This window comes from Mesorhizobium sp. C416B, assembly GCF_030323165.1.
Classification (GTDB): Bacteria; Pseudomonadota; Alphaproteobacteria; order Rhizobiales; family Rhizobiaceae; genus Mesorhizobium.
On record NZ_CP100471.1, the window covers coordinates 2,433,185 to 2,458,895 of the forward strand.

23 protein-coding genes and 2 pseudogenes are annotated in these 25,711 nt (G+C 61.9%); 1 reads left to right on the forward strand and 24 read right to left on the reverse strand.

Annotation, left to right across the window (positions count from 1 at the left end; all coding sequences use genetic code 11):
• Positions 1-387 precede the first annotated feature (387 nt).
• The 11 genes and pseudogenes from NLY43_RS32485 to NLY43_RS12010 all read right to left on the reverse strand — a co-directional run.
• Positions 388-780 (reverse strand): annotated as a pseudogene (locus NLY43_RS32485) (nodulation factor fucose acetyltransferase NolL); the annotation flags it as partial.
• A gap of 1,289 nt (positions 781-2,069) precedes the next feature.
• Positions 2,070-4,037 carry a relaxase/mobilization nuclease RlxS gene (rlxS, locus tag NLY43_RS11965; RefSeq protein ID WP_023711844.1) on the reverse strand — a complete coding sequence of 656 codons (1,968 nt, stop codon included), beginning with the start codon at positions 4,035-4,037 and terminating at the stop codon, positions 2,070-2,072.
• A 186-nt stretch (positions 4,038-4,223) separates the two neighbouring features.
• Complete coding sequence (locus NLY43_RS11970; RefSeq protein WP_023704126.1) at positions 4,224-4,910, reverse strand: lytic transglycosylase domain-containing protein; 687 nt, start codon at positions 4,908-4,910, stop codon at positions 4,224-4,226.
• Positions 4,898-5,446, reverse strand: a complete 549-nt coding sequence (locus NLY43_RS11975) for a S26 family signal peptidase (protein ID WP_023711845.1) — start codon at positions 5,444-5,446, stop codon at positions 4,898-4,900. Before NLY43_RS11975 ends, NLY43_RS11970 begins: the two co-directional genes overlap by 13 nt.
• Positions 5,443-5,712: a helix-turn-helix transcriptional regulator gene (locus NLY43_RS11980; protein WP_023672373.1), complete on the reverse strand. Its 270-nt coding sequence runs from the start codon at positions 5,710-5,712 to the stop codon at positions 5,443-5,445. Before NLY43_RS11980 ends, NLY43_RS11975 begins: the two co-directional genes overlap by 4 nt.
• A gap of 171 nt (positions 5,713-5,883) precedes the next feature.
• Positions 5,884-6,207, reverse strand: a complete 324-nt coding sequence (locus NLY43_RS11985) for a DUF736 domain-containing protein (protein WP_023672372.1) — start codon at positions 6,205-6,207, stop codon at positions 5,884-5,886.
• Between the two features lie 1,103 nt (positions 6,208-7,310).
• Positions 7,311-8,138: a hypothetical protein gene (locus tag NLY43_RS11990; protein ID WP_023830479.1), complete on the reverse strand. Its 828-nt coding sequence runs from the start codon at positions 8,136-8,138 to the stop codon at positions 7,311-7,313.
• Positions 8,081-8,350, reverse strand: coding sequence for a ParB/RepB/Spo0J family partition protein (locus NLY43_RS11995; protein WP_352590764.1), 270 nt, complete (start codon positions 8,348-8,350; stop codon positions 8,081-8,083). The genes NLY43_RS11990 and NLY43_RS11995 overlap by 58 nt, the downstream gene beginning before the upstream one ends.
• Before the next feature lie 192 nt (positions 8,351-8,542).
• Positions 8,543-8,963, reverse strand: a pseudogene (locus NLY43_RS12000) (DUF2958 domain-containing protein).
• A gap of 247 nt (positions 8,964-9,210) precedes the next feature.
• On the reverse strand, positions 9,211-10,173 hold the full coding sequence (locus tag NLY43_RS12005) for an ArdC family protein (protein ID WP_023697813.1): 963 nt from the start codon (positions 10,171-10,173) through the stop codon (positions 9,211-9,213).
• 539 nt (positions 10,174-10,712) lie between these two features.
• Entirely contained in the window at positions 10,713-10,946 is a 234-nt protein-coding gene (locus NLY43_RS12010; protein WP_023708050.1) for a helix-turn-helix domain-containing protein, read from the reverse strand.
• A gap of 104 nt (positions 10,947-11,050) precedes the next feature.
• On the opposite strand from NLY43_RS12010, the gene NLY43_RS12015 reads away from it, so the two are divergent.
• On the forward strand, positions 11,051-11,332 hold the full coding sequence (locus tag NLY43_RS12015) for a DNA -binding domain-containing protein (protein ID WP_081731646.1): 282 nt from the start codon (positions 11,051-11,053) through the stop codon (positions 11,330-11,332).
• 94 nt (positions 11,333-11,426) lie between these two features.
• On the opposite strand, the gene NLY43_RS12020 is transcribed toward NLY43_RS12015, so the two are convergent.
• The 13 genes from NLY43_RS12020 to NLY43_RS12080 all read right to left on the reverse strand — a co-directional run bounded on the left by NLY43_RS12020 (position 11,427) and on the right by NLY43_RS12080 (position 25,590).
• Positions 11,427-13,337, reverse strand: coding sequence for a putative bifunctional diguanylate cyclase/phosphodiesterase (locus NLY43_RS12020; RefSeq protein WP_023711849.1), 1,911 nt, complete (start codon positions 13,335-13,337; stop codon positions 11,427-11,429).
• A 293-nt stretch (positions 13,338-13,630) separates the two neighbouring features.
• Positions 13,631-14,812 carry a 5-demethoxyubiquinol-8 5-hydroxylase UbiM gene (gene ubiM, locus NLY43_RS12025; protein ID WP_023672363.1) on the reverse strand — a complete coding sequence of 394 codons (1,182 nt, stop codon included), beginning with the start codon at positions 14,810-14,812 and terminating at the stop codon, positions 13,631-13,633.
• A gap of 416 nt (positions 14,813-15,228) precedes the next feature.
• The gene (gene ccoS, locus NLY43_RS12030; protein WP_081740647.1) at positions 15,229-15,360 is read right to left on the reverse strand and encodes a cbb3-type cytochrome oxidase assembly protein CcoS; all 132 of its coding nucleotides are present in this window, start codon (positions 15,358-15,360) and stop codon (positions 15,229-15,231) included.
• A gap of 80 nt (positions 15,361-15,440) precedes the next feature.
• The gene (locus tag NLY43_RS12035) at positions 15,441-16,208 is read right to left on the reverse strand and encodes a CBS domain-containing protein (protein WP_023711850.1); all 768 of its coding nucleotides are present in this window, start codon (positions 16,206-16,208) and stop codon (positions 15,441-15,443) included.
• Between the two features lie 66 nt (positions 16,209-16,274).
• Entirely contained in the window at positions 16,275-16,445 is a 171-nt protein-coding gene (ccoS, locus tag NLY43_RS12040) for a cbb3-type cytochrome oxidase assembly protein CcoS (RefSeq protein ID WP_023685546.1), read from the reverse strand.
• Positions 16,442-18,730 (reverse strand): heavy metal translocating P-type ATPase, encoded by a 2,289-nt coding sequence (locus NLY43_RS12045; RefSeq protein WP_023716340.1) that lies wholly within the window; start codon positions 18,728-18,730, stop codon positions 16,442-16,444. Before NLY43_RS12045 ends, ccoS (NLY43_RS12040) begins: the two co-directional genes overlap by 4 nt.
• Complete coding sequence (locus NLY43_RS12050; RefSeq protein WP_023713188.1) at positions 18,727-19,224, reverse strand: FixH family protein; 498 nt, start codon at positions 19,222-19,224, stop codon at positions 18,727-18,729. Before NLY43_RS12050 ends, NLY43_RS12045 begins: the two co-directional genes overlap by 4 nt.
• Positions 19,221-20,780, reverse strand: a complete 1,560-nt coding sequence (gene ccoG, locus NLY43_RS12055) for a cytochrome c oxidase accessory protein CcoG (RefSeq protein WP_023716339.1) — start codon at positions 20,778-20,780, stop codon at positions 19,221-19,223. The genes NLY43_RS12050 and ccoG overlap by 4 nt, the downstream gene beginning before the upstream one ends.
• A 128-nt stretch (positions 20,781-20,908) precedes the next feature.
• The gene (gene ccoP, locus NLY43_RS12060) at positions 20,909-21,772 is read right to left on the reverse strand and encodes a cytochrome-c oxidase, cbb3-type subunit III (protein WP_023713180.1); all 864 of its coding nucleotides are present in this window, start codon (positions 21,770-21,772) and stop codon (positions 20,909-20,911) included.
• Positions 21,773-21,774: 2 nt separating this feature from the next.
• The gene (locus NLY43_RS12065) at positions 21,775-21,924 is read right to left on the reverse strand and encodes a CcoQ/FixQ family Cbb3-type cytochrome c oxidase assembly chaperone (protein WP_023690689.1); all 150 of its coding nucleotides are present in this window, start codon (positions 21,922-21,924) and stop codon (positions 21,775-21,777) included.
• An 11-nt stretch (positions 21,925-21,935) separates the two neighbouring features.
• Positions 21,936-22,667 (reverse strand): cytochrome-c oxidase, cbb3-type subunit II, encoded by a 732-nt coding sequence (ccoO, locus tag NLY43_RS12070; protein WP_023716338.1) that lies wholly within the window; start codon positions 22,665-22,667, stop codon positions 21,936-21,938.
• 11 nt (positions 22,668-22,678) lie between these two features.
• Positions 22,679-24,289 (reverse strand): cytochrome-c oxidase, cbb3-type subunit I, encoded by a 1,611-nt coding sequence (gene ccoN, locus NLY43_RS12075; RefSeq protein WP_023716337.1) that lies wholly within the window; start codon positions 24,287-24,289, stop codon positions 22,679-22,681.
• 554 nt (positions 24,290-24,843) lie between these two features.
• Positions 24,844-25,590 (reverse strand): Crp/Fnr family transcriptional regulator, encoded by a 747-nt coding sequence (locus tag NLY43_RS12080; RefSeq protein ID WP_023708062.1) that lies wholly within the window; start codon positions 25,588-25,590, stop codon positions 24,844-24,846.
• Between the last annotated feature and the right edge of the window lie 121 nt (positions 25,591-25,711).

Here is a 25,711-nt window from a genome sequence, read left to right on the forward strand (position 1 = left end):
GCTTGGACACGGAACGAGCTACTCCTTGATTTGTCGAGCCTGCCCGGATTGCAAATCGTTCCGGCCGGTTAGGCGAGCATGAGAATTCGCGCGGCAATTATGTCAATCACGGGTCCCATGTTCAGCCCGCCCCCCTCTGCCGCCAGATCGGCTTGAGCACGGATTCAGGTCGCCCGTCCTTTGCATAGCGGCGGGCAACGAATAGCAAGGGGGCGGAGGGTATCCCCGTCTGCGAAGCGGGCAGAGGAGGAATCCGCAAGGCGGGTTGCTGGGGAGAGGGGTCGCGCGCCTCTTTCCGCCTCACTTAGAAAACGTGCGGCTAAGCACGTTCATGTCGGCCGTGGGCGGCCGCAACAATTGCCTACAAGGCGCAAGCGTCGTCACATATTAAGCGTAGCCGCGCGACAACCATCCGTGGTCACGCGCAATCCTGCGAATTGTCAAGCGGAGACAACGATCGCGGCACCAAGCAAAGTGGCGAACCCGATTCTGCTCGGGAGATCCCAAAGCTCTCCGAACCCTATTAGATCCATGAAGCGAAACACGGCGCCCTGAAGCAGGTAAAGCAGCAGTGTGCTCTGACCAAGCTCCACCGCAACAAAGCGAGCTACGCGAGTTGAATGGCCAACTCTCCAGCATAGGAACATAAGCTGCATTGTGACTGCAGAAGTTGCTACGGAGCCAATGAACATCAGCAACACTTGTCTCGCCGACTCTCCATCGTAGATCGAAACGAGATTGTTGTAGACGTAAGTCCCTTCCCCAAACAAGAAAGCACACTCACGGCGTGCCGAGCAGCTTGGCCAAGGAGCCGCACTGGGGCCTCCGGAGTGAGTGTTATCGCTCAAGCAGCCACGTCGGCGCGGCCTAAAATCTTCGATGAGCGCGTCAGGAGAGCGTCGATCTCCACATTTCTTCCAGGAGATCGTCCCCACATCATCATGGCCACGGCTCTAACGGGCTGGTGCCCTCCCTTTCCCGTTTTTTGTCTCGATGCTCGGTTGCGCCGCCCGCCGGGGCAAGGCAAAAAAATCGTCGAGGCTGAGCCCCCACTGCGGCTTCGGCGAAATATTCATCCACGGGTTCGCATCACCGCGGGCAGCGGGCGAGTTCGTCGATAGGAGTGCGGATGGAAGTAGGCGATGCACATCGTCACCAGCGGCTCAGATTGTGTGAGGTCCACGGCTCGCTGGTTTCCGCCGACGACGGCGCGGACGGCATCGGTATGCGCAGAGCGGGTCCGTCGGCTTGGCGTCAGTTTCGGGGCAAGGGGCTATTGCTGGTCGCGCGGCGCTGAGTTGGGCGGAAGGATCGACGGCGCAACCCGGGGCTCCCGCGCGACGAGCAGGTTTTTTTCCCGGTCTGACCTGGCCTCGACTCCAGATGTCGCGATGACCGACGTGGCCGGCGCGATTGAACGGGTCTCATGCCCAAAGCTGCCTCGGTGCCCAGTAGCGGCACCGCATGACCCACCCGGCGCTGCTCGAAGTAAACCGCGGCCAGCCAACATCCGAAGGTGCGCCAGACCCGATGTCGCGGCGGCCTGATGGCTCCGGCGCCGTGCCGCGGCAGAAAGCTGCCGATCTCGTCTGGCATGGTCGCTGACCGCATCGTCACCCGGGCCATCGCAGCGACTTTTCTCCGTTACAAAGTCCCCGCGGGACGGACTGCCAGTTCACGCCAGGGCCAACAGCACCCGCAGGGGCGGCCGCCGCGTCTGCCGGTCCTGCGAGTAGAATAAGATCGGGAAGTGCGGCTTCATCCTCGATGCCAGAGCTCGCTTCGCCGTACCGCGGCCGCCATAGCCCCTTGCGCTATCACGAGTCAGCCCACCTTTCTAGCTGGCAGCCATCGGGAGCCGATCCGCAACCACAGGGCGGCACCTGTCGGCCCGGCTTCCGTGTCAACGCAGAACATGATGCATATTCCCAGCGCTTTTTGACAGAGCGAACTACAAAATGCAGAACACTGACTCTCCGCCAAATGAATGCTGCGAGCAAGCAGCAGGCGGAGGAACTCCGTCTGGGCTGAGTACCTGTTTCAACGTGAACAAATAAATTGTAGCCAGTTCACGAAACGCCAGGCCCGCTCCTCTGCCGTCCGATCGTCCAGGAAATCCCCTCGGCGCGCACCACGCCAGACACCTCCTTGCCGATATGATGCTCAAGCACCGGCCGCCAGGGCACCAGCGTGAACTCGCGCGATTTCTCGATGACAGCGTATTTTCCGCCGGCGAGCTCGACGCAGCGGCGCAGCGTACCGTCTATTCGATTGCCATGCTGCGCTTCAGAATACGAGAGCCCGAGTTCGTCCGAGAGCTGACTGGCAACACGGTTCAGCTCTCGTTGGCGCAGCATTGAAAGCATGTTGGCGCGATAGATGACCCGATCCTGCGCATCATGGGCAAGACCTTGCGCGATCAGCCACTGCTGTCGGCGGGCCTGGACCTGACGTACTTCTCGACCGAAGCCAGAGTCGCGCAAGGACTCAGGGTGGGCTGATACCAGCTCCTGGTCGATCCAGGTGGCGCCGTCAAAGCCTACTTGGCTCTCCAGCGGCATTGATGAGAGCTTGTCGACGACAACAGGCTGGGCCCTCGCTCGTTGACGCTCGTAATCCGCGACGCGGTTGAGATGGTCGGGCGCGACTGTCCATGTGCCGTCCGGCTCGCGCTCGACGCCACCGGTCGCACGGCGGATCGCCTCCAGTCGCCGCACGTGCGTTTCGGCAAAGCGTTCGGTGGCCGAGGGGTCATGCTTGAGATGGATATCGATGCTGTAGCGCCCGTCGTTGACCGTGGCGATGCCGGCAATTGTGCGGTCGACTTTTCTTGGCCCGGTGTCCCTCGGCCTGATCCGCACTATGCAGCCTTCTGGTGTCGGTTGGGTGGCCTCGCCTTTGCCGATATCAAAATAGTGGCTTTTGCCGTCCACGCCGTCGACGACGAGGTAATGGCGGTCAGTGATTTCGTCGGCCAGCCCGCGCCCGACGACACGTCCGACCACGGTTTGGGCCGACCCGTCGGATCGATCGTGGATAAGATAGTCGGCGGCACTGCGGACGAGCCCCTTGCCGGTCAGCTCGCGATGGATGGTCTTGACAATGTCGCCGCGCTCGCCGATGCGGCGTAGCGTGGCTTCGAGATCATCCTCCAGGCGCCAGCGACCCGAAGGCATCTCCTCGGCGAGGCCCATCCGCTCGAGCTTGCGCAGGCGGCCCTGGTGCAGCGTCTGGCGAAAGGTGTCTCGGCTGGCTGGTGAGACATGCCCCTCGTCGCGCATGCGCATCAGCTGCCGGTCGATGCTGGTGAAGCGTTCCTGCTCCATCTCCTGGCGCAAGCGCTGCTCGATCTCGCGGTCGGTGCGCGGGCCAAGGTCGAGGCTAACCAGTTCGGCTGCGCGCTCGCGCAGGCCAGAGGAGATGTAGTCCCGCGCGATGACGAGGTTTTCGCCGTGATCGTCCCTGCCGCGCACGATGATGTGGGTGTGAGGATGGCCGGTGTTGAAATGGTCGACGGCCACCCAGTCTAGCCTGGTGCCGAGGTCTTCTTCCATTTGCGCCATGAGGCGCCGGGTGAGCAGCTTCAGGTCATCATACTCGATACCGTCTTCAGGGGCGACGATGAAGCGGAACTGATGACGGTCACCGTTCGCGCGATCGAGAAAGGCCCTGCCGTCCGCGTGGTCTTTGTCGGCAGCGTAGAGCTCGCCACGCTCGCCTTCCCGGGTGACGCCGTCGCGCTGGAGGTAGCGGAGGTGCGCACGAGCTCCGTCGACTCCCTTGCCGGCCAGCTTGACGATGCGTGCCTTGACGACTGCGCGCCGCTGCCGAAACGCCGCGTGGCGGTCGCGTGCTCTAAGAACGGCGGCAGCAGCCCCGCCGCGCCCCACCCGGCTTCCGATGAAGCGGCTGCCGCGTCCGCTCCTGCCGCCTGCTCGGTTGACCGCGGCCTGGACCTGGCCAGCGTAGCGTTTGCCCGCCTTCGAGCCGCGCGAGCCAATTTTGCCGAGCCTCGGCGTGAATTCGTCATCCTGCATGCGGCCTCCGATGAACCAGCAGCAAAATCAGAGGCTTGCGCGCCAGACCCTCCTGGACCCGCAGGCAACCTCCCGGGAAAACGATGTGCAGACAAACACTTCGCCGCCTCAGGAGGCGATGCCTTTATCTTGCCTTCCGCGGACCTGCCTCCCTGCCCCCCGCCCGAACCGCGGTAGCCGCTGCCCTCACCTGCGATCCGGCCGGCCTGACCTTGCTCGCTCCGATCCGAGCGGCACCAGGAGGTGGCCATTCGGGCCGGTCACGGAAACACCGTTTCGGAGGAAAAACAGCGACTGCCCGGAAGGGATTCCCGGCGCGCTTTTGGAACGGGATTTGTCGGTGAGCGCGTCCATATCGGCGGCCGAAATGCCCGCCGCCTTGACCTCTTCCAGATACGAAACCGTCTCGCTGGGCAGTGGCCGCCCACGCTGCAAATGCTGTTCGTAGCGCTCCGGCCCGGCGTTATAGGCTGCAAACAGGCCTGGAAATCCGAAGCGGTCATACATGGCGCGCAGATAGGCAGTGCCTGCCAGAATGTTGTCGCGAGGGTCGTGCGGGGCGGCTCCCAGGCCAAGCTCTGCGCGCAACTCCTCGTAGGTGCCTGGCATCACCTGCATCAGGCCAATGGCACCGGCGCTCGACGTGACCGGCCGTCCATTGAGCCTTGTCTGCCCCCGGCTTTCGGCATCCATGACGGCATAAATCCAAGTCTGTGGAATGCTGAAACGCCGGCTTGCTTCGGCTACGAAGGGCTGCCATCTCGCAAGCTGCGGACTATGGGAGATGACGACCGGCTTCGTGTTGGTCGCCGCGGAACAGGAGCATGGTGCGAGAGACACCATGCCCAGCATCAGGAGGGTCACTCGGTCCATAGCGGCACGAGCCTCCCGATGATATTTTCGGTCGGCACCGGCCCGAAATAGCGGCTGTCGAACGAGCGATTTTTGTCGCTGCCGAGTAGGAAAACCTCGGCAGCGGCGAGCTTTCGGCAGGCATTCCACGAAGGCAGCGGACGGTGCTGCGTGTCGGTTGCAAGCCGGCGCGCGACAATCTCGCCGCCGATGATGATGGCGTCGCCGAAGGCGCAGACGTGCTCGCCAGCCAGCGCGGCAAGGTGCTTGACCAGCGGCACGTTGCTGGGCAGATAGAAGCGTTCGGCGGCCAGATCGACGACCGGTTTTGGCGGGCGGACGAGTACGAGATCACCAAGAGCCGGCGATCCGGACGCGACGCGATAGAGGCCGACCGGCGCACTCGCCGAGGCGTTCCAGACCAGCCAGGGCGATGGTTTGCCGAACGCGGCGAAGCCGATCAGGGCAAGGCCCATCGTGGCCATGGCGATCGTCTTGCGCGCCCGAATGCGCCGCAGATGGCTGCCGATCAGATGGATGGTGGGACGCCGGCTCATGAGCGGCCTCCCTCGCCGGCCGAGCCGGAATCGTGCCCGCCGTCCTCGGGCCCGGTCTCCTGCGCGTGCCCCTTCGACCAATCGTCGAGTTCGTCGATGTGATAGCGGACATAGCGGCCGTGCTTGCGGAATTGCGGGCCGCCGCCTTTGAGGCGCATCTTCTCCAGCGTGCGCTGGGACAGCCCGATATAGAAGGCCGCTTGCGCGGTATTGAGAAACGGACTGCCCTTCTTGGCGCGCGCTGCGCGTTCGTTTTCGTCGTCCATGATGATCCTCGTTTCGCTACGGACAAGCGAAGGCGAGGATCGGCGAGCGAGATCGTTTTGGGGACGGGCGAAGAGTGGGGGGCGAGTTTTCGCCGCCCCCTTCGGCAGCCTCACGGGTCCTGAGAGAGGACCCCGCGCCGGTGGCGGCGCGGGGCTTTCCGGATCGGCCGGTTAGTCGACCGGGTTCCAGATGATGGCGTAAGTGTCGTCGTCATCCTGGCCGGCGGCGCGGCCGAGATTGGCGTAGAGCTTGCGGGGGCCAAACTCGGGGGCGGCAATCGACAGGCTCACATAGTCCTTGCCGGAGGTCTCGCCGGTGCGGATCCAGCCCGCACCCACTTCGACCCCTTGCGTCAGCACCCGGAAGTCGGGATGGGTGTCGGCGCTCTTTGCCTGATTGGGCACGATATCGATGTCGGCGCGGACGCTGAGCGTCTTGAGCTGGCCCTTGTAGCCGCCGTTTTCCTGTTTGGTGACGTATCCGATCGCGGTCATTTCCAGTCTCCTCTTGGTGCTCGCAAGGGACCATTCCCCTGCGATGGCGGACCGTGATGGGCGCGTCCGGACCGCCGGAACCGGGACGGCCGCAGCGATAGCGGAGGACCCGCGCGGGCAGCTTTTTTGAAGCGAAGCGGCGCGAGGAAGCCGCCGCACGGCGGGGAAAAAAGCTGCCGGCGAGGGTTTCGGGCGGGCCTGATCCGCCCATAGGTCGACAAGCCAGCCGCAGGGAATGGTCCCCGAGACACAATGGAGACAGGTGGCGCGATCGGTGACACAAGAAGCCGGCCGCAATGCAGAGCGCCGGCTGCGCGGGCTCTGTCGGCAACCGGATCGGACAATTGGCCCCATGGGCCTTTGGCGCCTCAGCAAGCAACCCGGCGCGGTGCGGGGCTGCCGAAATGGGGCGAACTGGCGTCGGAATTTCTCGCGCGCGGCACTGGCTCGACAAGACGCCCAATCGGCAGCCGGCGTGGCCCGTAGCGGCGCGCGCGACCTGAGCGGCGGTAATCGAGAGAACCGCCGCTCGGGCCCTGATCGACTATTCGCGCACGAACAGCGGCTGCACTTGTGTCCACTGATCGGCGGTGCGGAGCCGCTGCGGCTGGTGTAGCTTTCGGCCGGGAATTTCATCCAGCGCGGCAGCCAGGTCTCGACCCAGGGGCGGCCATTCTCGCCCGCCAGGAAGTCGCGGATGATGTTCTTTTGCGTCTTGACCTTCTCGGCGACATTGCCGTCCGCGACCAGCTTGCCGCCGACGTCGGCCAGCATCGAATTGGCGATTTCCTTGTCGCGCAAGAGGTCGAAGAAGGCATCGTCCGGTTGCCACCATATGCCCATGTCGACGTTCAGGTGGTTGCCGAGCGCCTCGACGACGGCGCTGCCGGCTGCAAGCGTCTCGGCCATGACAAGGGTGAGAACGCGCATGACATCGTCGTCGCAGAGAGCCAAGAGGCGCGCGAACACGCCGGCGATAGCAACGGCGTCGCCATTGCCGCCGGCGACCAAGCTATCCTCATCCGGTGATCCGAGCAGGGCCAATACCTCGCGCCGCTTTTTGCCGAATGCGGCTTCAGCCTTGCAGCCGGCAAGGCTGGCAGTCACCGTCTCGTTGGCTGCGCGCTGCGGCTCAGGCCGCACCTGCCACAGGCCCGAACCGGTGATGGCGTGCGCCACCACGAGGCGCAGCGCCACGGCGGGATGGTCGAGCATGGCCGCGCGCACGGCGGCATGGCGATGCAGATCGATATAGTTGTGCATCGGGCCGGTGACTTCGGGGCGCGGCAGCTTGGCGGCTGTTTCTTCTTGCTCGCCGCCCTCGCGGGCGCGGCGGGCTTCCTTGCGTGACAGCCAGCCCTCGTGACACTCGACCTCGCCGCGATGCGAGACAGTGATGACGATCTTGCCGCCCTTCTTCTTCGGGGTCTTCTCGTGGTCCCATGCGTGGAAATACTGGCCCGGTTCCAGCGCACAACCTCGCTCCAGCCCTCGTTGAGATAGGTGTCGCGTTTGGTGGCAATCGCTTCGTTCTGCTTTTGCCAGAACAGGTCGGCATCGGCGAAATAGCTGTCCTCGCCGAACAGGTCCGAGGTGATCAGGCCGGGATACTCCTCGATGGCAAACAGTGCCACCTTGGTGGAAATCGACTGGCCGCCGAACAGCCATTGCTTCAATTGATAGCCACGCGGCGCGTATTGATCGGGATCGGCACAGAGTGCCAGCCAGTCCTTCTGCTGCGCCTTGGAAGACATGGTGAGATGGCGCACCGGCTCGGTGTCGATCTCCTCGCGCCGATAGGCTTCGCGGATTTTGGGCAAGAGGTCGCCAAGCGCCAGAATGCGTTTGACCTTGAGATCAGTGGTGCCGAAGGTCACAGCGATGTCGAGAACGGTGCGGCCTTGCCTGACAAGCCGCGAAACGTCTCCCATTGCCATACTTCGTCAGGATCGAGGCGGGCGAGGTTTTCGATCAGCGAAGCTTCCAGCGCATCGGCGTCGTCACCGTCCTCCATGATGGCGCAGGGCAAGGGATCGCCTTCACCGCGCTCGTCGGCAAGCGATTTCGCGGCGAAATAGCGCCGCCTGCCGGCGACGATCTCGAAGGTTTCCGGCTGGCCGTTCGGCCCTACAAGGAGTGGCACCAGCACGCCGCGCGCACGTACGCAGGGCAGGATGTCGGATATGTCGGGCGCGGTTTTCCATGGATGTTGAGCGGAATGTTGAGCTGATCCAAGGGAATGTGGGCAAGCTGCATGGTTACTCTCCTTTCGCTTTGGTTAAGGTTGTCCCCGCCGCGGAGGCCGAAGGCCGACGCGGCGGGACGGTTTTTGCGCCTATCGGCGCTGCTGTTCCGCCGTGTCGGGCGGAAGCTCGGAATGGGGCTTTGATAGGGCGTCTGCTGCCTGCCGCAGCAGTCGCTCGGCCTCGGTGACGTGGCCGCAAAGTGCGGGCGGCTTCGGCATGGACGGAGATCGGAAAGCGCGCCTGGAAATGCAGGTCGCGCTCTATGCCGAGGCCAAGCGGCCCTTTTACGGATGCAAGCTCGGCCAGACTGACGCTGCCAAGTTCGGGGAAGCCGAAGCCGAGATCGCAAAGACCGAACAGCGTGTCGCCATCGGCGTCGAGTTCGCTCAGAAGCGAGGTCGCGGCACCTGTCGGATCAAACAGTTTCACAACGGGAAAATGGTCGATGTCGGCGCCGGCGGCGCCATGGGCGAGCAGTCGTGCGCGCAGTGGATTGGTGATCAGGATCATGGAAAGACTCCTTGTCAGAACGGGTCGCGTTGACTTCTTGCGTCCGGCGGGAGAAAGGTTCACCGGACCTTCCTCTGATCCGCCTCCCCATTAGAGACCGACCTCGAGCAGCTTTGCGCCGCGCGCGGACACATCGGCGCGTCCATCAGGAGGGTTTGCCCGCGTGGTGATCGGCTGGACGCCGGGAATGAGCGTCTGCTCCTTTGCGGCGTCGGCTCGGTCGCGGTCAGTTGAGGATCGCGCATCGTCATGCCGCAATCCCTTCTTGCGCCTCGCCTTCCGCATCGGCCGGAAGGCCAAACAGGAAATCAGCGGCCTTTGAAGCTAGGCTGGCGGCACGGAATATAGCGCGGTTGTCCTCGCGCAGCACCTTCAGCCATGAGCCGATGTAATCGGCGTGACGCACGGTCGGCTCGATGCCGAGATTGCTGCAGACGAAGGCGGCAGTGATTTCGGCGACCAATTCTTCACGCGCGTAGGCCTTGGAGCCGAACGAGCCGGAGAGGTCGCGAGCAAGCCGCGTCGGGTGGCCGGTCCAGTGGCCTAGCTCGTGAAAGCAGGTCCGGTAATAGTCGATCTGCTGATGGAACGCTGGCTGCGGCGGCACCTGAATGTGGTCGCTGCACGGCATGTAGAAAGCGCGATCGCCGCCGACCCTGAAATCCGCACCGCTGGCGAGAATGAGCGTCTCGGCCTGCGGCACGATCTCGCACTGTGGCAGCGGCTCGGCAGGGGCATGGAGGTGTTCCGGAAGATTGTCGCATTGCGCGACATTGAAGACGGTAAAGCGCTTCAGAAAAGGCACGGCCTGTGGTGCATCGCCCTCGTGGCGTGCGCGCTCCTTCTCGTTCTTTGGGACAAAGCGGTCGGCATGCACGATCGTCGTGCCGCGCTCGCCCTTCCTGACATTGCCGCCCAGGGCAAGCGCCTGCCGGAAGGTCAGCCAATTCTGGCTGGGATAGCTGCGCTCGATGACGGCGCCCCACAGGATGAGGATATTGATGCCGGAATAGGTGCGCCCCGTGGACGCATTCCTCGGCAGGCCGAGGCCTGCTTTTGCGCTGCCCCATGGCTTGACCCATGGCACGGTGCCGCGCTCCAGCTCGGCAATGATGCGGTCGGTGATCTCCTGATAGAGGCTTGCGCCTGGGCGCCTGCCCTTGCCTGCGCCAGCCTCTCCGCTGGTGGTACGCTTGCTGTTTGCACGCATGTGTTATCCTCCGCTCGCCAATCGCCGCGCCTTTCCCCGGAAGCGGGGTGGGCGGCGAGTCGCGACCGGAAAGGCCCGCCGTGGTAGGCGGACCGCATCCGAAGGACCGGAACGAAGAGGAGGACCCTGAGCGGCACGCGAAGGGTTGCGGGCTGCCGCGGCGGGTCTAGAAGGGAGTGTCGCCCGCCCCGCGCCACCGGGAAAGGCCAACAGACAAACCGCGCCGCCCGCAAGGGCGGCGGCCGTCACAGCCCGAAGGGCTGCCCACGCCAAGGGGCGAAGCCGAATGGCCGAGACCGCCTGAGCTTGCCGAAGAAAAGCGGGCTCGGTTCACGAGCACCTAGTGCGCGTCGTCAGGCGCGCGGGCGCCCGCCAAGTTTTTTCGCACATGGTCAGGCGCCGCAGTTACGTCGAGAACCAAAAGGCATCGGCGCCGTGCGCGCGGCTTCCTCCGAAAACCAGCGCTCGCCTTTCAACAAATTGAGGCGTTGTCCCACTCAATATTCCTGTCCGTGATCATGATGGATGCGGCGCGCCCGCTAGGACCGGAGGCTGGAGAGAATCTCGCACGGATCAGCGTCAAGGGCCGCAGTTATGTCGAGAAACTCGATGACATCGAGACGCCGCTCTGCGCCCTCGTACTTGGCCACGAAGGATTGGGGACGACCAAGCTTGTCAGCCAGCTGCTTCTGGGTCAGGCCTTTGGCCTTGCGCAGCAAAACCAGCCGGGCCAGGAACCGCTGGTGGCGGGGCGATCGAAGGGATTTGGGCATGGAGGCGAACCGGTCGGGTAAAGACCGGATCAGCGACTAATCCCGGTTTCGGATTATCCCATTTTGGGATATACTGCCTGCGCTCACAGGCGAGGTTCGCAGGCATGAATGGACCAATGGGAACAGATGAGACTCGAAGCTCAAGTTTGAGCGATGAAGTCCCCTGGTCGGAGAACCTCACGAGCTACGACAGGGAGCATTTCACGATCTACCTGCGGATCCTGGATGCCTGCGCCGAGAATGCCAGCGAAAAGGAGATGGCCGAGCGCATCCTCGGCATCGACCCGTCCATTGACCCGGTCCGCGCCCGCAAAGCTCTTCGCAGCCATATCGACCGTGCGAACTGGATGGTGACGACCGGCTACAAGGAACTGTTCGCCGGCTGATGCACAGCGCCCAATGCCACGTGTTTCGAGTAGGCAAGTCTCTGTAGCCAAATTCGGCAGCGCACGGCCGCGACAGCGGGCGCTGCGGGAGCGGTCACAACTGGTTCGCGTACTGTTTGACTGCCATTTCCAGTGCTTGCATCAAAGGCACAGCCTTGGAGAAGAGGAAGCCTTGAGCGGTTCGGCAACCAAGCTTGTGCAGGGTTTGCCGATCCGCCTCTGTTTCGACGCCCTCGGCCATGACCTCGATCCCGAGCATGTCACCGAGTTCGATGACGGATTTGACAAGCAGTCGGTCCTCTCGGGACTTGGCCAAGCCGCGAATGAAGCCTTGGTCTATTTTCACCTTGCGTATCCGACGGTCCTTGAGAGATGCCAAGGTAGAAAAGCCGGTGCCGAAGTGGTCGAGCGCGATGGAAATACCGGCATGCGAAAGCCGTCCGAGCTTTTCATCCACTCTGTCCGGATCCACCGGCGATTCTTCGGTAATCTCGATTTCGAACATCGTCGCAGGCAGGCCTCTTGCGGCCAGACCATCCAGAACCATGTCGTCGATATCGCCGGCTTCCAGTTCGCGCGGGGAAACATTCATCGCCACACGAATGTTACGACAGTCAGCTTTCACCAAGCCGTCGATAAAAGCACAACAGTCGGCGAATACGGTTTGCGTCAGCAGCTGAAGCATTCCGGTTTCGCGTGCGGCTGTGATGATTTCGGGTGGAGAGATGGCACCATGTGTCGGATGGGACCATCTCAGCAAGGCTTCAAAACCGACCACGGCCTCGGTGTCGAGTTTCACGATCGGCTGGAACCAAGGTTGCAATCTTCCCGTCTTTATCGCCGAATGAAGGTCCCGTTCGATGGACTGGCGGCGTTGGAGTTCCCGGTCGAGTTCGGCATCGAACAGGCAAAATTCGTTCCTGCCATGGCGCTTGGCCGTATAAAGGGCGATATCGGCCCGCAACAGCATTTCAGTCAGGCTCGACGTCTGCGCCAAGTATATCCCTATCGATGCCCCGACGCGCACGGACGCGACCCCGATATAGGGGCGAGCAATTTTGGCTATGATATTGGAGGCGAGATCACTGGCAGAAAGCGAAGCTCTCGTTGAGGGAAAAACCAGCACGAATTCATCGCCGCCGATACGAGCTAGCGTTGAGCCTTCCGGCGCTTCCTGCTCTATGCGGCGGGCGATCATGACAAGCAGTTCATCACCGGTCCTGTGACCGTAGGTGTCGTTGACAGATTTAAAGCCGTCCAGATCAATCAGCATTGCCACGAAGGGGCCATCCGCGGTCTTGAACCGACCGATGGCGTGTTCAAGGCCCCGCCTGTTGAGAAGGGCGGTCAAATGGTCCTCCCTGGAGTTGCGCTCCATTTCCGACGCAAGTCGCTCTGCCTCATGTCTCAGGCGGCTTGCTTCGCGGAAGCGCGCCTGCCCAACAAACGAAGCTCGGACCAAGCCGCCCATGAAGAGCAGAACGGTGAAAGCCAGAATGTAGCGTTCAAAATTGCCTTTCGCCAAAAGGCACGCCACCGTGATGAGGAGTGGAGGTGTGATGAAGCTGGTCGCCGCCGCGGCATACGAACTGCCATATGTAACCGCACCAGCTGAAATGCCCGCCAGTATGACCAGATGCATCGGTGCTTGAGGTGTTGTGTATCCAACAGTCAGCACGGCCGGGAAGGACCAGGCAAACCCTGCCAGAAGGGCAAGGACGCCAAACATGCGAAGGCGCGGCAAAACGCCAAGCGAATCCTGATGGCGCCCCGTTTCCTTTAGCTGAAAACGGGCGAGTGCAAGCCGGGCGGCATTTAGCGCATTGACGACCAGGAACCAGCTTGCAGCGGCAAAGCCGCCGCCAGAAAGGGCCTGCACCCCGCAAATCAGGCCTGACAGGATCGCGCTTATCGGCATCGACACGAAGAGCCCGGCCCTCAGGTCAGCAAGCTGATCCTGACGGATTTTGGCCTCCAGCGATTCTTCTTTCTTTAGGGGTGCCATGAATGGACCAGCTTGCTTCCGTCATTGTTCGCGAGGACCAAACCTATGCAAGCCCACTGAAGGACGGGTTAACTACCCAGCGAGGGTAACCGGTGCGCTCACCATGCTTCGGGTCACACCTTTGGCTTAGCATTGCCGAATCATCAAGGTTTCGCCCGCGCGCGTGCCTTGATCCGAATCATGCCATGATCGGCAACGTCACCAGGAAGCAGCCTTGCCCGCGACGCTGCGAGCCAGCAAGACAAAGAAGCCGCGCCGAGACAGCACTCCAGAGCGGTAGCGCTCTGTGCGATTCACCGCCTGAGCATGGCCGAAATGCCATGGCGGACAAAGGGAAGATGTTGGGCAAAGCGGAGCCCAGCATGTCTTGCAAGCCGTGCCGCCGGGTGCTCGCTTGAGTAAAGACCGACAAGCATGTTGGTGGCATGATAGAGCGGCGCCGCCGACAGCCGCAGCCGGCTTTCATATCTGCCGAGCATGTCGGGATCGGCAATGTCGCGGCGTGCGCGACATGCTGTCAGTATTTTATGAGCGAGTTGCTTCTGGCCGCTGAGGCCGATGTTGAAGCCATGCGCGGTCACCGGGTGCATGCCGATGGCAGCGTCTCCTATAAGTGCCGCACTCGGTGCCGAGAACTTGTGCGCCCAGGTCGTGACCAGCGGATAGGCATGGCGGGTGCTTGCCAGGGTCAACTGCCCGAGGCGTCCTCGACACCGGTTCATCAATTCCATGAGGAACAATTCGTCATCGAGAACAGACAGTCTATCGGCCTCGATTGAGCGCAAAGTCAGAAGCAGCGACGACACGCCTTCCATGAGCGGCAACATCGCTATGGTCTGATGGTGGTCGAACCATTCGACCGCGATCTGGCGATGGAAGCGCTCGTGCCTCACTCGGCAAATCAGCATGGAGTGGCCAAGCGGATGGATGTTGGCGCCAATGCCGAGCAGGTCGCGCATCGCGGACAAACGCGAATCCGCTGCTACGAGCAGCCGAGCGGCCAATTGCCTGCCATCAGAAAGCGTTATGACCGCCTCGTCGTCGCTGGTTGTTGCATTCACGACCGAGTTGCCGCACAGCAGCCGGGCATGATCCTGGAAGTAGACAATTTTGAACAGGGCATCGCGGATCCGACAATTTGGGACCAGAAATCCGAGTGGTTCCCCAGATCCGCTGCGAGTATCGAAGCACAGGGCGAAAGGGCTCGATCCGTTGAGCACGCGCGCGCCATGAAGCGGTGATTTGTCAGATGCGGGCATGGCGTCCCAGGCGCCGAGCTCGCGAAGGATTCTCACCGAAGCGTGCGTCAGCGCGATCTCGCGACCGTCGAAAGCCGGATTCGCCAGGCTGTCGAGCGACTGCCGTTCAACCACTGCCACCTTGAGTCGGCTCAGGGCGAGCGATGCTGCGAAGGCAAGTCCGACCGGCCCAGCTCCGACGACAATGATGTCGAATGTGTCGACAGAGCCGGCCATCAGCGTGCCGCCATAGCGGCTATCTGCGATACGAAGCGCTCTTGAAGCATCGCAATCACCCACGGTTTGCCGCTCATCTCCCCATCGTCGATAGACATGCGTTCTCCGTTGGAAGCCTGGTCAATGAAACCACGCCGACGAAGAGATAACGCTGATCTGGATCAACCAGGCTCGATAACCCGGCAACGGCGGGTTCACGGTCGAGTGGTCGATTGCCGTGAAAACGTTTGCATGTCTAGGCATTCTGAATGGTCGGCTTCCCAATCGCGTGCCCCTACTGGCCAAAGGTTCGGCAACGTATTGTGGCTGATCCGTTCTTCGCACGCGCGCCGATATCATCATGACGAGGCAATCCAGCAAAGACTCGGTCGACTGACGACCAGCATCCGCACAGTCGTTGGGCGCCGCCAACCGGTTCAGCCTCGCGGCTCTTCCCGATCGATAAGGATCCGCTGGGCGGAGCCGTCGAGATCTTCGTATTGGCCGCTCTTCAGATCCACAGGAAGCGCCGGTCCAAGCCCCACCAAAACAGGCAGCGGCCATCGCATTCCGTCAGGACGGGCATCTTGCTGCCGACAGCGTACTCTCCGCTACGGGCGCTAGACGCTGAAGGAACTCGCCGACGGCCTCATGTCCAAGTGATGTGGGAAGGGAGCAGAACCAAAGGGACTCTGCTCCGCGTCCCCGCCTTTTCCGCAGCTATGAAACCTTCACCGAACGGATCCGTACTGAGGAGGAGGCCGTCCTTGACTTGCCCGACGCCGGCAACCTTCTCAGCCGCAACGATCGCTGCCTTCCGCTGACGCTCGTCGACAATCGCCCCCTTCAGTTCGACAAGGCCGTCGCTGACCCTCACATCGATCAAGTCACCACCGCTCCAGGTTTGTGACTGCAGTTCGGCAAGGATAGCCTTGCGGATCAGGTCGTCATCGGGTGGCGTGGTTCCCTGTTTCGGCATGGCGCGGATCAGGACAGGCAGCAAATCAGTTCGCGTGATGATGCCGATGACCCTGTCCCGATCGACAATCGGAAGATTGTTGATGCGATGTTGCATCATCAGGTCGACAATATCTGCAATCGAGGCGCCAGGAGGCGCCGAGATGACGGGTGTGGTCATCACCTGATGGATGATCCGTCCGTTCGAGCGCGCATAGTCATTGGCGACTGTGCCCGGGCCAAGATCAAACTCCAGCCAGCGCGGACGCACACGCTGGGTCCCAAGTTCTTCTCGGCGCAAGAAGTCGCTTTTGCTTACAATACCAATCAGGGTGCCGTCGCTGTCTGCTACCGGCAGGCAGCTGACCTTGTTTGAAAGCATGAGCTCGATCGCTTGCGCGATCGTCGCGTTCGCATCCGTCGTGATGACTGGCTTTGTCATTATGGATTCGGCTTGCATCCTCACCCTCCTGATCTTTCGTCGGACGACGATAGGACATCCCGACCCGCGGCGCGTTGATCTGAGTCACTTGGAACGAGGAGCATTCTCCGCGCCGTCGTCGCGGTCGATAAGAATGCGCTCCGCCGCGCCATCGAGATCGTCGTACTGGCCGCTTCTCAACGCCCACAGGAAGCCGGACAGGCCGAGTGCGCCAAGGAACAGCGCCACCGGAATGAGATAGGCGAGCGTCGTCATGAGGATCGGACCAAGGTGCCGGCCCGCGCGGGCCTGTCCTGCCGCGCAGTTTCGGACGACGCACCCGTTGCGAAGCCTTGCAGACGCATCGCATTTCCAATCACAAGCAATGACGAGGCAGACATCGCGACCGCCGCGATCAGAGGCGTAACATGACCCAGAATGGCGATCGGCACGGCCACAGCATTGTAAACGATAGCAATTGTTATGTTCTGTCGGATCAGGCTTCCCGCCTTGCGCGACACGTCCAGCGCCAGCGGGATCGCCAAGAGGCTTTCGCGCAGAAAAACGAAGTCGGCTGCATTGCGGCCAATGTCGGCCGCCGTGGCGGGTGCGATCGAGACATCCGCGGCGCTCAGCGCCGGTGTGTCGTTGAGCCCGTCGCCAACCATCAGAACCTTGTGCCCGTCTCTCGCCAGACTCTCGATGCGTTCAACCTTGCCGGACGGGAGCAGGCAGGGAACGAAGTCATCGACACCGAGCACGTCCGCAATCTCGGCGCAGGCTTTCGCGGTATCGCCCGACAGCATTTCCACGCACATACCAGCGTTGCGCAGTTGATCGATCGCTGCCCTGGTGTCGAGGCGTAGCGCATCTTCGAAAACGAAGGACGCGACAATCATGCCGTTTTTCGTCAGCACTGTTCCGCCATAGCCATGTTTGCCTTCGCCGCCGGTTCGCGCCTTCCAGCCAGCCCATCCGCGTCGACCCAGCCGCCAGGTGATACCGGCGGCGGTGGCTTCGATCCCGAAACCCGGGTGCTCGGTCACCGCATCGAATTTGTGCTGGCTGCTGCTGACGGCAAAGCCGGCAATGGCCTTTGAATATGGATGACGCGAATGCGCGGCCAAGTCGGCAGCGATTGCCAGCATGGCGGGATCGATCGACGACGTGTTGACGAGCCTGGGCTGGCCAAGCGTGAGCGTGCCGGTCTTGTCGAACACGGCTGTATCGATCGCTGCCAGGCGCTCCATGGCCGAGCCGTCCTTCACCATGATGCCGTTCTCGAACAGGCGCCGCGCGGCGACCACCTGAACGATTGGGACGGCGAGGCCAAGCACGCAGGGGCATGTGATGATGAGAACAGCGATGGCAATCGTCATCGCCCGATGCCAGTCGCCGGTCGCCGCCATCCAGCCCGAGAATGTTACCAATGCGGTGAGATGAACCACGGGGGCGTAGAGTGCCGACACGCGGTCGGCGATACGGCGATACCGGGCGCGACCACCTTCGGCGGCCTCCATCAACCGAACCATTTCCGCCAGGAACGAATCCTTGGCGGCCGCTGTCGCCTCAATCGTCAGCGGACCGGTGAGGTTGAGGACACCGGCCTGCACGGTGTCTTCCGGCGCCACGCTACTGGGCGTGCTCTCGCCGGAGACCAGGGAGCAGTCGACGTCCGATGTCCCGCGCGCGATCTTGCCATCGACGGGGATCCTTTCGCCGGCGGCCATCAGCAACAGCATGCCCGGTTCGATCTCGCCCACCGGCAGATAGTCCCGAGCGCCATCGCCGCGCAGCACCATGGCACCGCGTGCGGCCAATTGTGACAGGCTCTTCACAGCGGTGCGGGCGCGTTCCCGCATCACGTGATCGAGCGTGCGACCGATCAGGAGAAAGAACAGCAGGGATACCGATGCGTCGAAATAGGCGTGGTCGCCATGGGTGATCGTCTCATAGAGGCTCATGGCGTAGGCCAGCGACACGCCGACGGCTATCGGCACGTCCATGTTCATGTGGCCGTGGCGCAGCGCATTCCACGCCGATTTGAAGAAGATCCCGCCGGCGAAGGCCAGCGCAGGAATGGCGATGAGCGCCGAGACCCAGTGGAACAAATCGCGGGTGGCGCCTTCGGCGCCGGACCAGACCGATACCGAGAGCAGCATGATGTTGCCCGCAGCAAAGCCGGCAACAGCGACGGCGCGGATAAGCTCCGAAAGCATCTTGTCCTTTGCATCAATCTCGGCTTCGAACAAATGCGCCTGATAGCCGAGCCGGCCGAGCACAGCGACCAAAGGTGGAGCCTCGTCGCCGCGCCAGCGGACTGAGACCCGCTTGGTTGACAGGTTCACGCGAGCTGCCTCGACGTGACCGAGTTTTCCCAAGGCCGTCTCGATCGTCTGGATGCAGGCGCCGCAATGAACGGTCGGCACCGAAAGGTCGGTCTGATGAAGGTCATCGCCCAGCGACCGGCTCGCCAGCCTGACCTCCTGGCTTGACGGCAGGACCGAAGCGGGGCTGACCAGATCCAGCGCCATTTCAGCGCCCGGCGCGCAGCAGCTCATTTCAGCACCCCTTGGGAAATCATGACCCTGCGCACGTCGCGATAAGGATTTGCCAGGCCGGCATCGGCGTCTATTTCGATGATCCAGACACCATCCCTTGGCACGTGTTGTGCTGCAAACTCCTGGCCAGAGACCAGGGCGAGCGTGACGGACTCATCCTCTTTCTCGTAAGCCGGATGGCGAAACAGCACCTTCACGCCATGCAGGGAAACCGGTTTGCCCGCGGCGTCGATGATGCGATAGCGGACTTCGCCCCATGCGATGGTCAGCTGGCCGGTCCAGCCAAGCGCTGCCTGCGCACGGCCTTCCTCGGCCTTCTTGTTGAATTGCTGGCTCGCCACATAGGTATTTTCGACGACAAGGCCGGTCCAGCTTGTATTGGCAAGCGTCGCCATCGTGAGATTGACCGCGATGACAACGCCGAAAAAGGCAAGGACGGTGGCCAACATGTGCCTGCCGGTGAACTCGCGGGGTTTTCGCGTGGTGGCGTTCATCTGGCGATCTCCGGCGAGTTGAAGGTGGCGGTGTATTCGTTGGACTCGAAGCTGACCTTGTCTTCGACCCGGAATGTGAAGGTCTGCGCCTGGCCATGAATCTGGTCGGCGGGCAGGCGCACGAAAACCTTCAACATCTTCAGCCGGTCGGGTTCGACCTGGACTGCAAAGGAGCGATCGGCGGGGAGATCGACGCCAACGATGCTCATCTCCGCGCCTGGCAAACCCCCGAGGGTGACGATAATCGTTCTCGGTTCGGGGATCATGTTCAAGAGCTTGACGGTATAGCCATTGCGGATCGAGCCGTCCGAGAGCGTCACGAATTGCGGGTTGCGGTCGTGTAGGACATTGATTTCGAGCCGGTCGTGCGTCAGCAGCGAAAAGAGCAGGCCCAGCCCGATCAGCGACCACATGGCCATGTAGACATAGGTTCGTGGCCGAAAGATCTTGCGGATATGGAAATGCGCCACCCTGTCCGAAAACACGCCGTCATCCGTCCTGACCAGTGATGGATCGACCGAGCTGGCGCCGCCTGCGGTGGCCAGCATCATGTTGGCGTTGTAGTCGGAGAGCGTCGCGTAGGAGATCAGTCCTCGCTCCTTGCCGAGTTTATCCATTACGCCGTCGCAGGCATCGATGCAGAGCGCGCAGGTGATGCATTCGAGTTGCTGACCGTCGCGTATGTCGATCCCCATCGGACAGACGGCGACACAGGCATTGCAGTCGACGCAATCGCCGACGGGATGCCCTGCGGCAAGAACCTTCTTGGCGTGACGGGTGCGCGGTTCGCCGCGCCAGTCATTGTAGGTGACGGTGAGCGAGCTCTCGTCGAGCATGGCTGCCTGGATGCGCGGCCAAGGGCACATATAGGTGCAGACCTGTTCGCGCATCAGCCCGCCAAACGTGTAGGTCGTCGCCGTCAGAACCGCGACGGTGATGTAGGCGACAGGCGCTGCCGTGCCGGTGAAGAGTTCGCCGACCAGCGTCGGCGCATCGGCGAAATAGAAGATCCATGCGCCACCAGTCGCTGCGGCTATGACCAGCCAGATGACGTGTTTCGATGCCCGCAGCACGAGCTTGCGGGTGGTCCATGGACCGGCATCGAGCCGCATGCGCGCGTTGCGGTCGCCCTCGATCGCGCGCTCGACGACCAGGAACAGATCGACCCATACGGTCTGTGGGCATGTGTAGCCACACCATGCACGGCCGACGGTTGACGTGATCAGGAAAAGACCGACGCCGGCCATGACCAGAAGGCCGGCGACATAGTAGAATTCCTGGGGCCATATCTCGATGAAGAAGAAATAGAAGCGCCGGTTGGCGACATCAAGCAGCACCGCCTGGTCGGGGGCAAACGGACCGCGGTCCCAGCGCAGCCACGGCGTGAGATAGTAGATGCCGAGCGTGATCGCCATCACGATCCATTTGAATCGGCGAAAGCTGCCAGAGGCCCGCTTCGGGAAGATCTTCCTGCGCGCGGCATACATTGGCTGGCGCACCTTGGCGGAGTTGAACGTCGTGGGTTCGATCCGTTCTATTTGCGTGTTATCGAGCACGAGAAGCTCCAGTCACCAGCGACGATTTCGCCGGAAGCCGACTCATCGGTTCTGGATGATGCCGAGGCCCGGCTTGCGCCGGGCCTCGTCGCTTGGCGGGAGGGGGAGGACGAGAATAGGCTGCTTTCCTATTCTCCGCCGCCAAGCGAATGGATGTAGACCGCCAGTTCCTTGACCTTGATCTCGCCGAGGCGCGCGCCCCAAGCCGGCATCACGCCGTGTTTCGGTGCGGTTACCTGGGCGGCGATGGCCGCTTCGCCTGACCCGTAGAGCCAGATGGCGTCGGTCAGATCTGGAGCGCCGAGTTCCTTGTTGCCTTTTGCATTGTCGCCATGACAGGCCACGCAGTTTTCGGCAAAGACCTTTGCGCCCGGCGCGACCAATGCTTGATTGACGACGGCCCCCGACAGACTGGCGACGTAGGCGCTGACCTGTTTGATCTGGTCGGCGGTGATGATGTCGGCAAAGGCGGGCATTTCCGACAGGCGCGTATCCGGATCGGAGGCGAAGCGAATGCCATGGGTGATCGTCTGCTGAATCTGGTCCGCCTTGCCGCCCCACAGCCAGTCGTCGTCGTTAAGGTTGGGGAAGCCCTTGGAGCCCTGGGCGCCGGAACCATGGCACTGCACGCAATTGAGCTTGAACGCGGCACCGCCGGCGGCGACGGCGAATTCGCGCAGCGTGTCGTCCGCCGCGATCTCCGAAACACTTTTCGCTTCTATCGCGGCGACATATTTGCCCTTGGCCGCTTCAGCCGCGGACAACTCGTTCCCGACATCGTTGCGGCTGGAGTAGCCGAGCACCCCCTTGGTTGCCGTGTGCAGCAGAGGCCATGCCGGATAGGCGATGGTGTAGCCGATCGCCCAGACTATGATGATGTAGAACGTCCAGATCCACCAGCGCGGAAGCGGGTTGTTGAGCTCCCGGATGCCGTCCCACTCATGACCGGTGGTTGAGATGCCGGAAACCTCGTCGATGTGATCGCTGCTCATGATCAGTCCTCCTTCAGAGGAATTTGAGCTGCTTCGCCGGCTTGCCTGCGGCTTCCGGGACGAACTGCAAAGGCAACAGATCCGATGAAGAAAAGAGCCATGGCAAGTAGGCCCCAGCTGTCGGCAAACTCCCGCATGAAATTGTACGTCATGGCCATTGTCCTCAGCGGTAGCCGGCGGTCTCATCGTAGTTCTTGAAATCGACCAGCGTGCCCAGCATCTGGAGATAAGAAACCAGCGCGTCCATTTCGGTGACTTGCTGCGGGTTGCCGTCGAAGTCGCCGATCTTGGCCTTGGGGTAGCGGGCCTCGAGGCCGGATGTGTCGGCGTTGGGATCAGCCTGCGCCATCAAATCGGCATTGGCGTTAGCGATCATGTCGTCGGAGTAGGGGACGCCGACGCGCCTGTTGGCGACCAGATGCGTCGAGAAGTCCTTCACCGCGATCGGCTTGTCCTTCAGGAAGGCATAGCTCGGCATGATCGATTCCGGCACCACGGACCGTGGATCTGTCAGGTGATCCACGTGCCACAGGTTGGAATAGCGGTCGCCAACGCGGGCGAGATCCGGTCCGGTGCGCTTCGATCCCCACTGGAAGGGGTGGTCGTATATCGACTCGGCCGCCAGGCTGTAGTGGCCGTAGCGCTCGACCTCGTCACGGAACGGGCGGATCATCTGGCTGTGGCAGAGGTAGCAGCCCTCGCGGACATAGATGTTTCGCCCGGCAAGTTCGAGCGGCGAGTAGGGGCGCATGCCTTCCACCTTCTCGATCGTATTATCGAGATAGAAGAGCGGCGCGATCTCGACGATGCCGCCGATTGTCACGACCAGCAGCGACCCGAGGAGGAGAAGTGTAGCGTTCTTCTCGATGACCGCGTGTCTGTTCATCAACCTCATTTTCTGTCTCATCATCGCGCAAGCTGGAGGGCGGGGGTGGAGCGCGGCATCGGATCCTGCTCGCGCCGGTAGCCGAGGATGGTCATTGCGATGTTCCAGGCCATGATCAGGGTGCCGGAGAGGTACATGGCTCCACCGATGGCGCGCATGATGTAATAAGGGTGCATAGCGGCCACGGTTTCGGCGAAGGAGTAGACCAGGAAGCCCTGTTCGTCGTATTCGCGCCACATCAGGCCCTGCATGATGCCGGACACCCACATGACAGCGGCGTAGACAACGATGCCAAGCGTCGCCAGCCAGAAGTGCCAGGTAACGAGGCGAAGCGAGTAGAGCCGTTCACGGTTCCACAGCTTCGGCACCATAAAGTAGATCGCGCCGAACGAGATCATGCCGACCCAGCCGAGCGCACCGGAGTGAACGTGGCCAATGGTCCAGTCGGTATAGTGCGACAGAGAATTGACCGTCTTGATCGACATCATCGGGCCCTCGAAGGTCGACATGCCGTAGAAGGCAATGGCCATCACCATCATGCGGATGATCGGATCGGTGCGCAGCTTGTCCCACGCGCCCGACAGCGTCATCAGGCCGTTGATCATGCCGCCCCATGACGGCATCCACAGCATGATCGAGAACACCATGCCGAGCGTCTGCGCCCAATCGGGCAGGGCGGTGTAGTGCAGGTGATGGGGCCCGGCCCAGATGTAGAGGAAGATGATTGCCCAGAAATGGACGATCGACAGGCGGTAGGAATAGACCGGCCGGTTGGCCTGCTTGGGCACGAAATAATACATCATGCCGAGGAAGCCGGCGGTTAGGAAGAAACCGACGGCGTTGTGGCCGTACCACCATTGCGTCAGGGCGTCCTGGACTCCGGAAAATGCAGAATAGCTCTTGGAGCCGAGAAAGGAGGCCGGCATCGACAGGTTGTTGATCACATGCAGCATCGCGATGGTCACGATGAAGGAAAGGTAGAACCAGTTGGCGACGTAGATGTGCGGTTCCTTGCGCTTCAGGATCGTGCCCAGGAACAGGATCAGGTAGCCGACCCAGACGATGGTCAGCCAGATGTCGACATACCATTCGGGTTCCGCATATTCGCGGCTCTCGGTGATGCCGAGCAGATAACCGGTCGCGGCCATGACGATGAAGAGCTGGTAGCCCCAGAACACGAACCAGGCGAGATCGCCACCGAACAGCCGAGCGCGGCAGGTGCGTTGGACGACATAGAGAGACGTGCAAAGCAACGCGTTGCCGCCAAAGGCGAAGACGACGCCCGAGGTGTGCAGAGGCCGCAAGCGGCCGAAGTTGAACCAGGGCTGGATGTTGAGATCGGGATAGGCAAGCTGCAGCGCGATGACCACCCCGACCAGCATGCCAACCACACCCCAGAACATGGTGGCGATGGCGCCGTAGCGGATTGGCCCGTCCATGTAAGCGGACGGGTCGATCGGAGCGGCAGGCTTGAACTCAGTGTTACGCAGTAGGATCGCAGTGAAGCCAGCCAAGGCGAAGAACAAGACCCACATATGCTGGCGAAAGGGTTCATCCACCCCAGCGCCAGCCGCCACCAAAGCCGCGAATGCGAACAGGCTTAGAAGCACGATTTCTTTGCCGAATTTCATCGCAAGCCCCGATTTCCAATTCCGGCGGATGCCAAACCGCGGTGTCTTATTGCGCAGCCGTCGCCTGCTCGCCCTGATCCATGTCAGAGCCGCACCATTTTGCTCGAGCAGCATCGAGTTCGGTGCGATCAGACTGCGACAATCGAATGTGGAAGCGCACCACCGGCCGCTCGTTTATGGATGGGACCTGGCGTCCCCGGTCGGGCCCCGGGTGCGGAGGCGACCGCGGGCGTGTGGGGGAGCGCACCTTCTGCGACGCTGGAAAGCAGGTCGACGCCTTACCGAACCCCGCGTTCAATGCCTTGGAACAGCCAGCTCCAGCGTTACGCTGCCGTCGTGACATTCGTGGCTTGGGGAGACGGCGATTTTCCCCTGCGGATGAGGCGTATTGACTTCGGCCAAGTGTGGATGCTTCGCCGACGAGCCGAAAGGCAACTGGCGCATACGATCGGATGGAGAACGGGCTGTCGCTACGCGACTTCTTCTGAGCCCAACGCGAGCATGCCCTGCCCCGGATGAAGTAAGTGACGGGGGCCATGCAGCTTCTGCGTCATTCAAACGGCTGTAGCGCCTCGGCCGCCGCAGCGCCGTTCCAGCCGGCTCATGCTGTCCACGGTGACGCGGCGGTTGTTCTCGATCCGAATCACGCCGTCCATTCTCAGGCTGGTCAGCTGACGGCTCACGGTCTCGTTTGTGATTCCAAGGAAATCAGAAATGTCGGCACGCGTCATCGGCAGCTCGAAGCACGTCGAGCTAGCCGTCGGGTCAACATTGGAGTCGATGTTCCGGGCAATCATGAGGAGAAAGCTCGCCACCTTCTCTGGTGCGGTCTTGCGCCCCAGAGTCACCATCCATTCGCGTGCCTCGTCAAGTTCGTTCAGCGCCTGCTTGAGCAGGCGATGCACAAATTCGGGTGACTGCTTCATCATCCGTTCGATGGCCGCTCTGGGAAACGAGCATAGCGAGACAGCTGTTGCCGCTTCCGCATTGATCGCACTTTTCATCTTGAAGGGCCGACCCAGAAAATCCGGGGCGAACTGCAGGCCGACAATCTGTTGGCGTCCATCTGACAGGCTCTTCGTGAGCTTCACCACGCCTGAAAGCACGTTCGAATAACAGTCGACCGCCTCGGCGTCGCCGATCAGTTCGACCCCCGGCTCGATATTGTGCCGCGACGACGTCTTGGCGAGCTGAGCCAAATGGTCTGGCTCTAGCGCGCCACAGACACCGCGGCGCCGTGCCTCGCAAGACAGGCAAAGAACGGGGATGCCGGAACTGTGAATATCCTGCCGTAATGTCATTCGATCGCTCTACCGCTCCGTGCGGGCAGGATAGCATCCACGGTAGAAAAATCCTTGCGGCAGTTTGTCCGTGCTGAAGGTTGATCGAAATCAGGGCTTAGGCTCATCCAAGCATCCACAG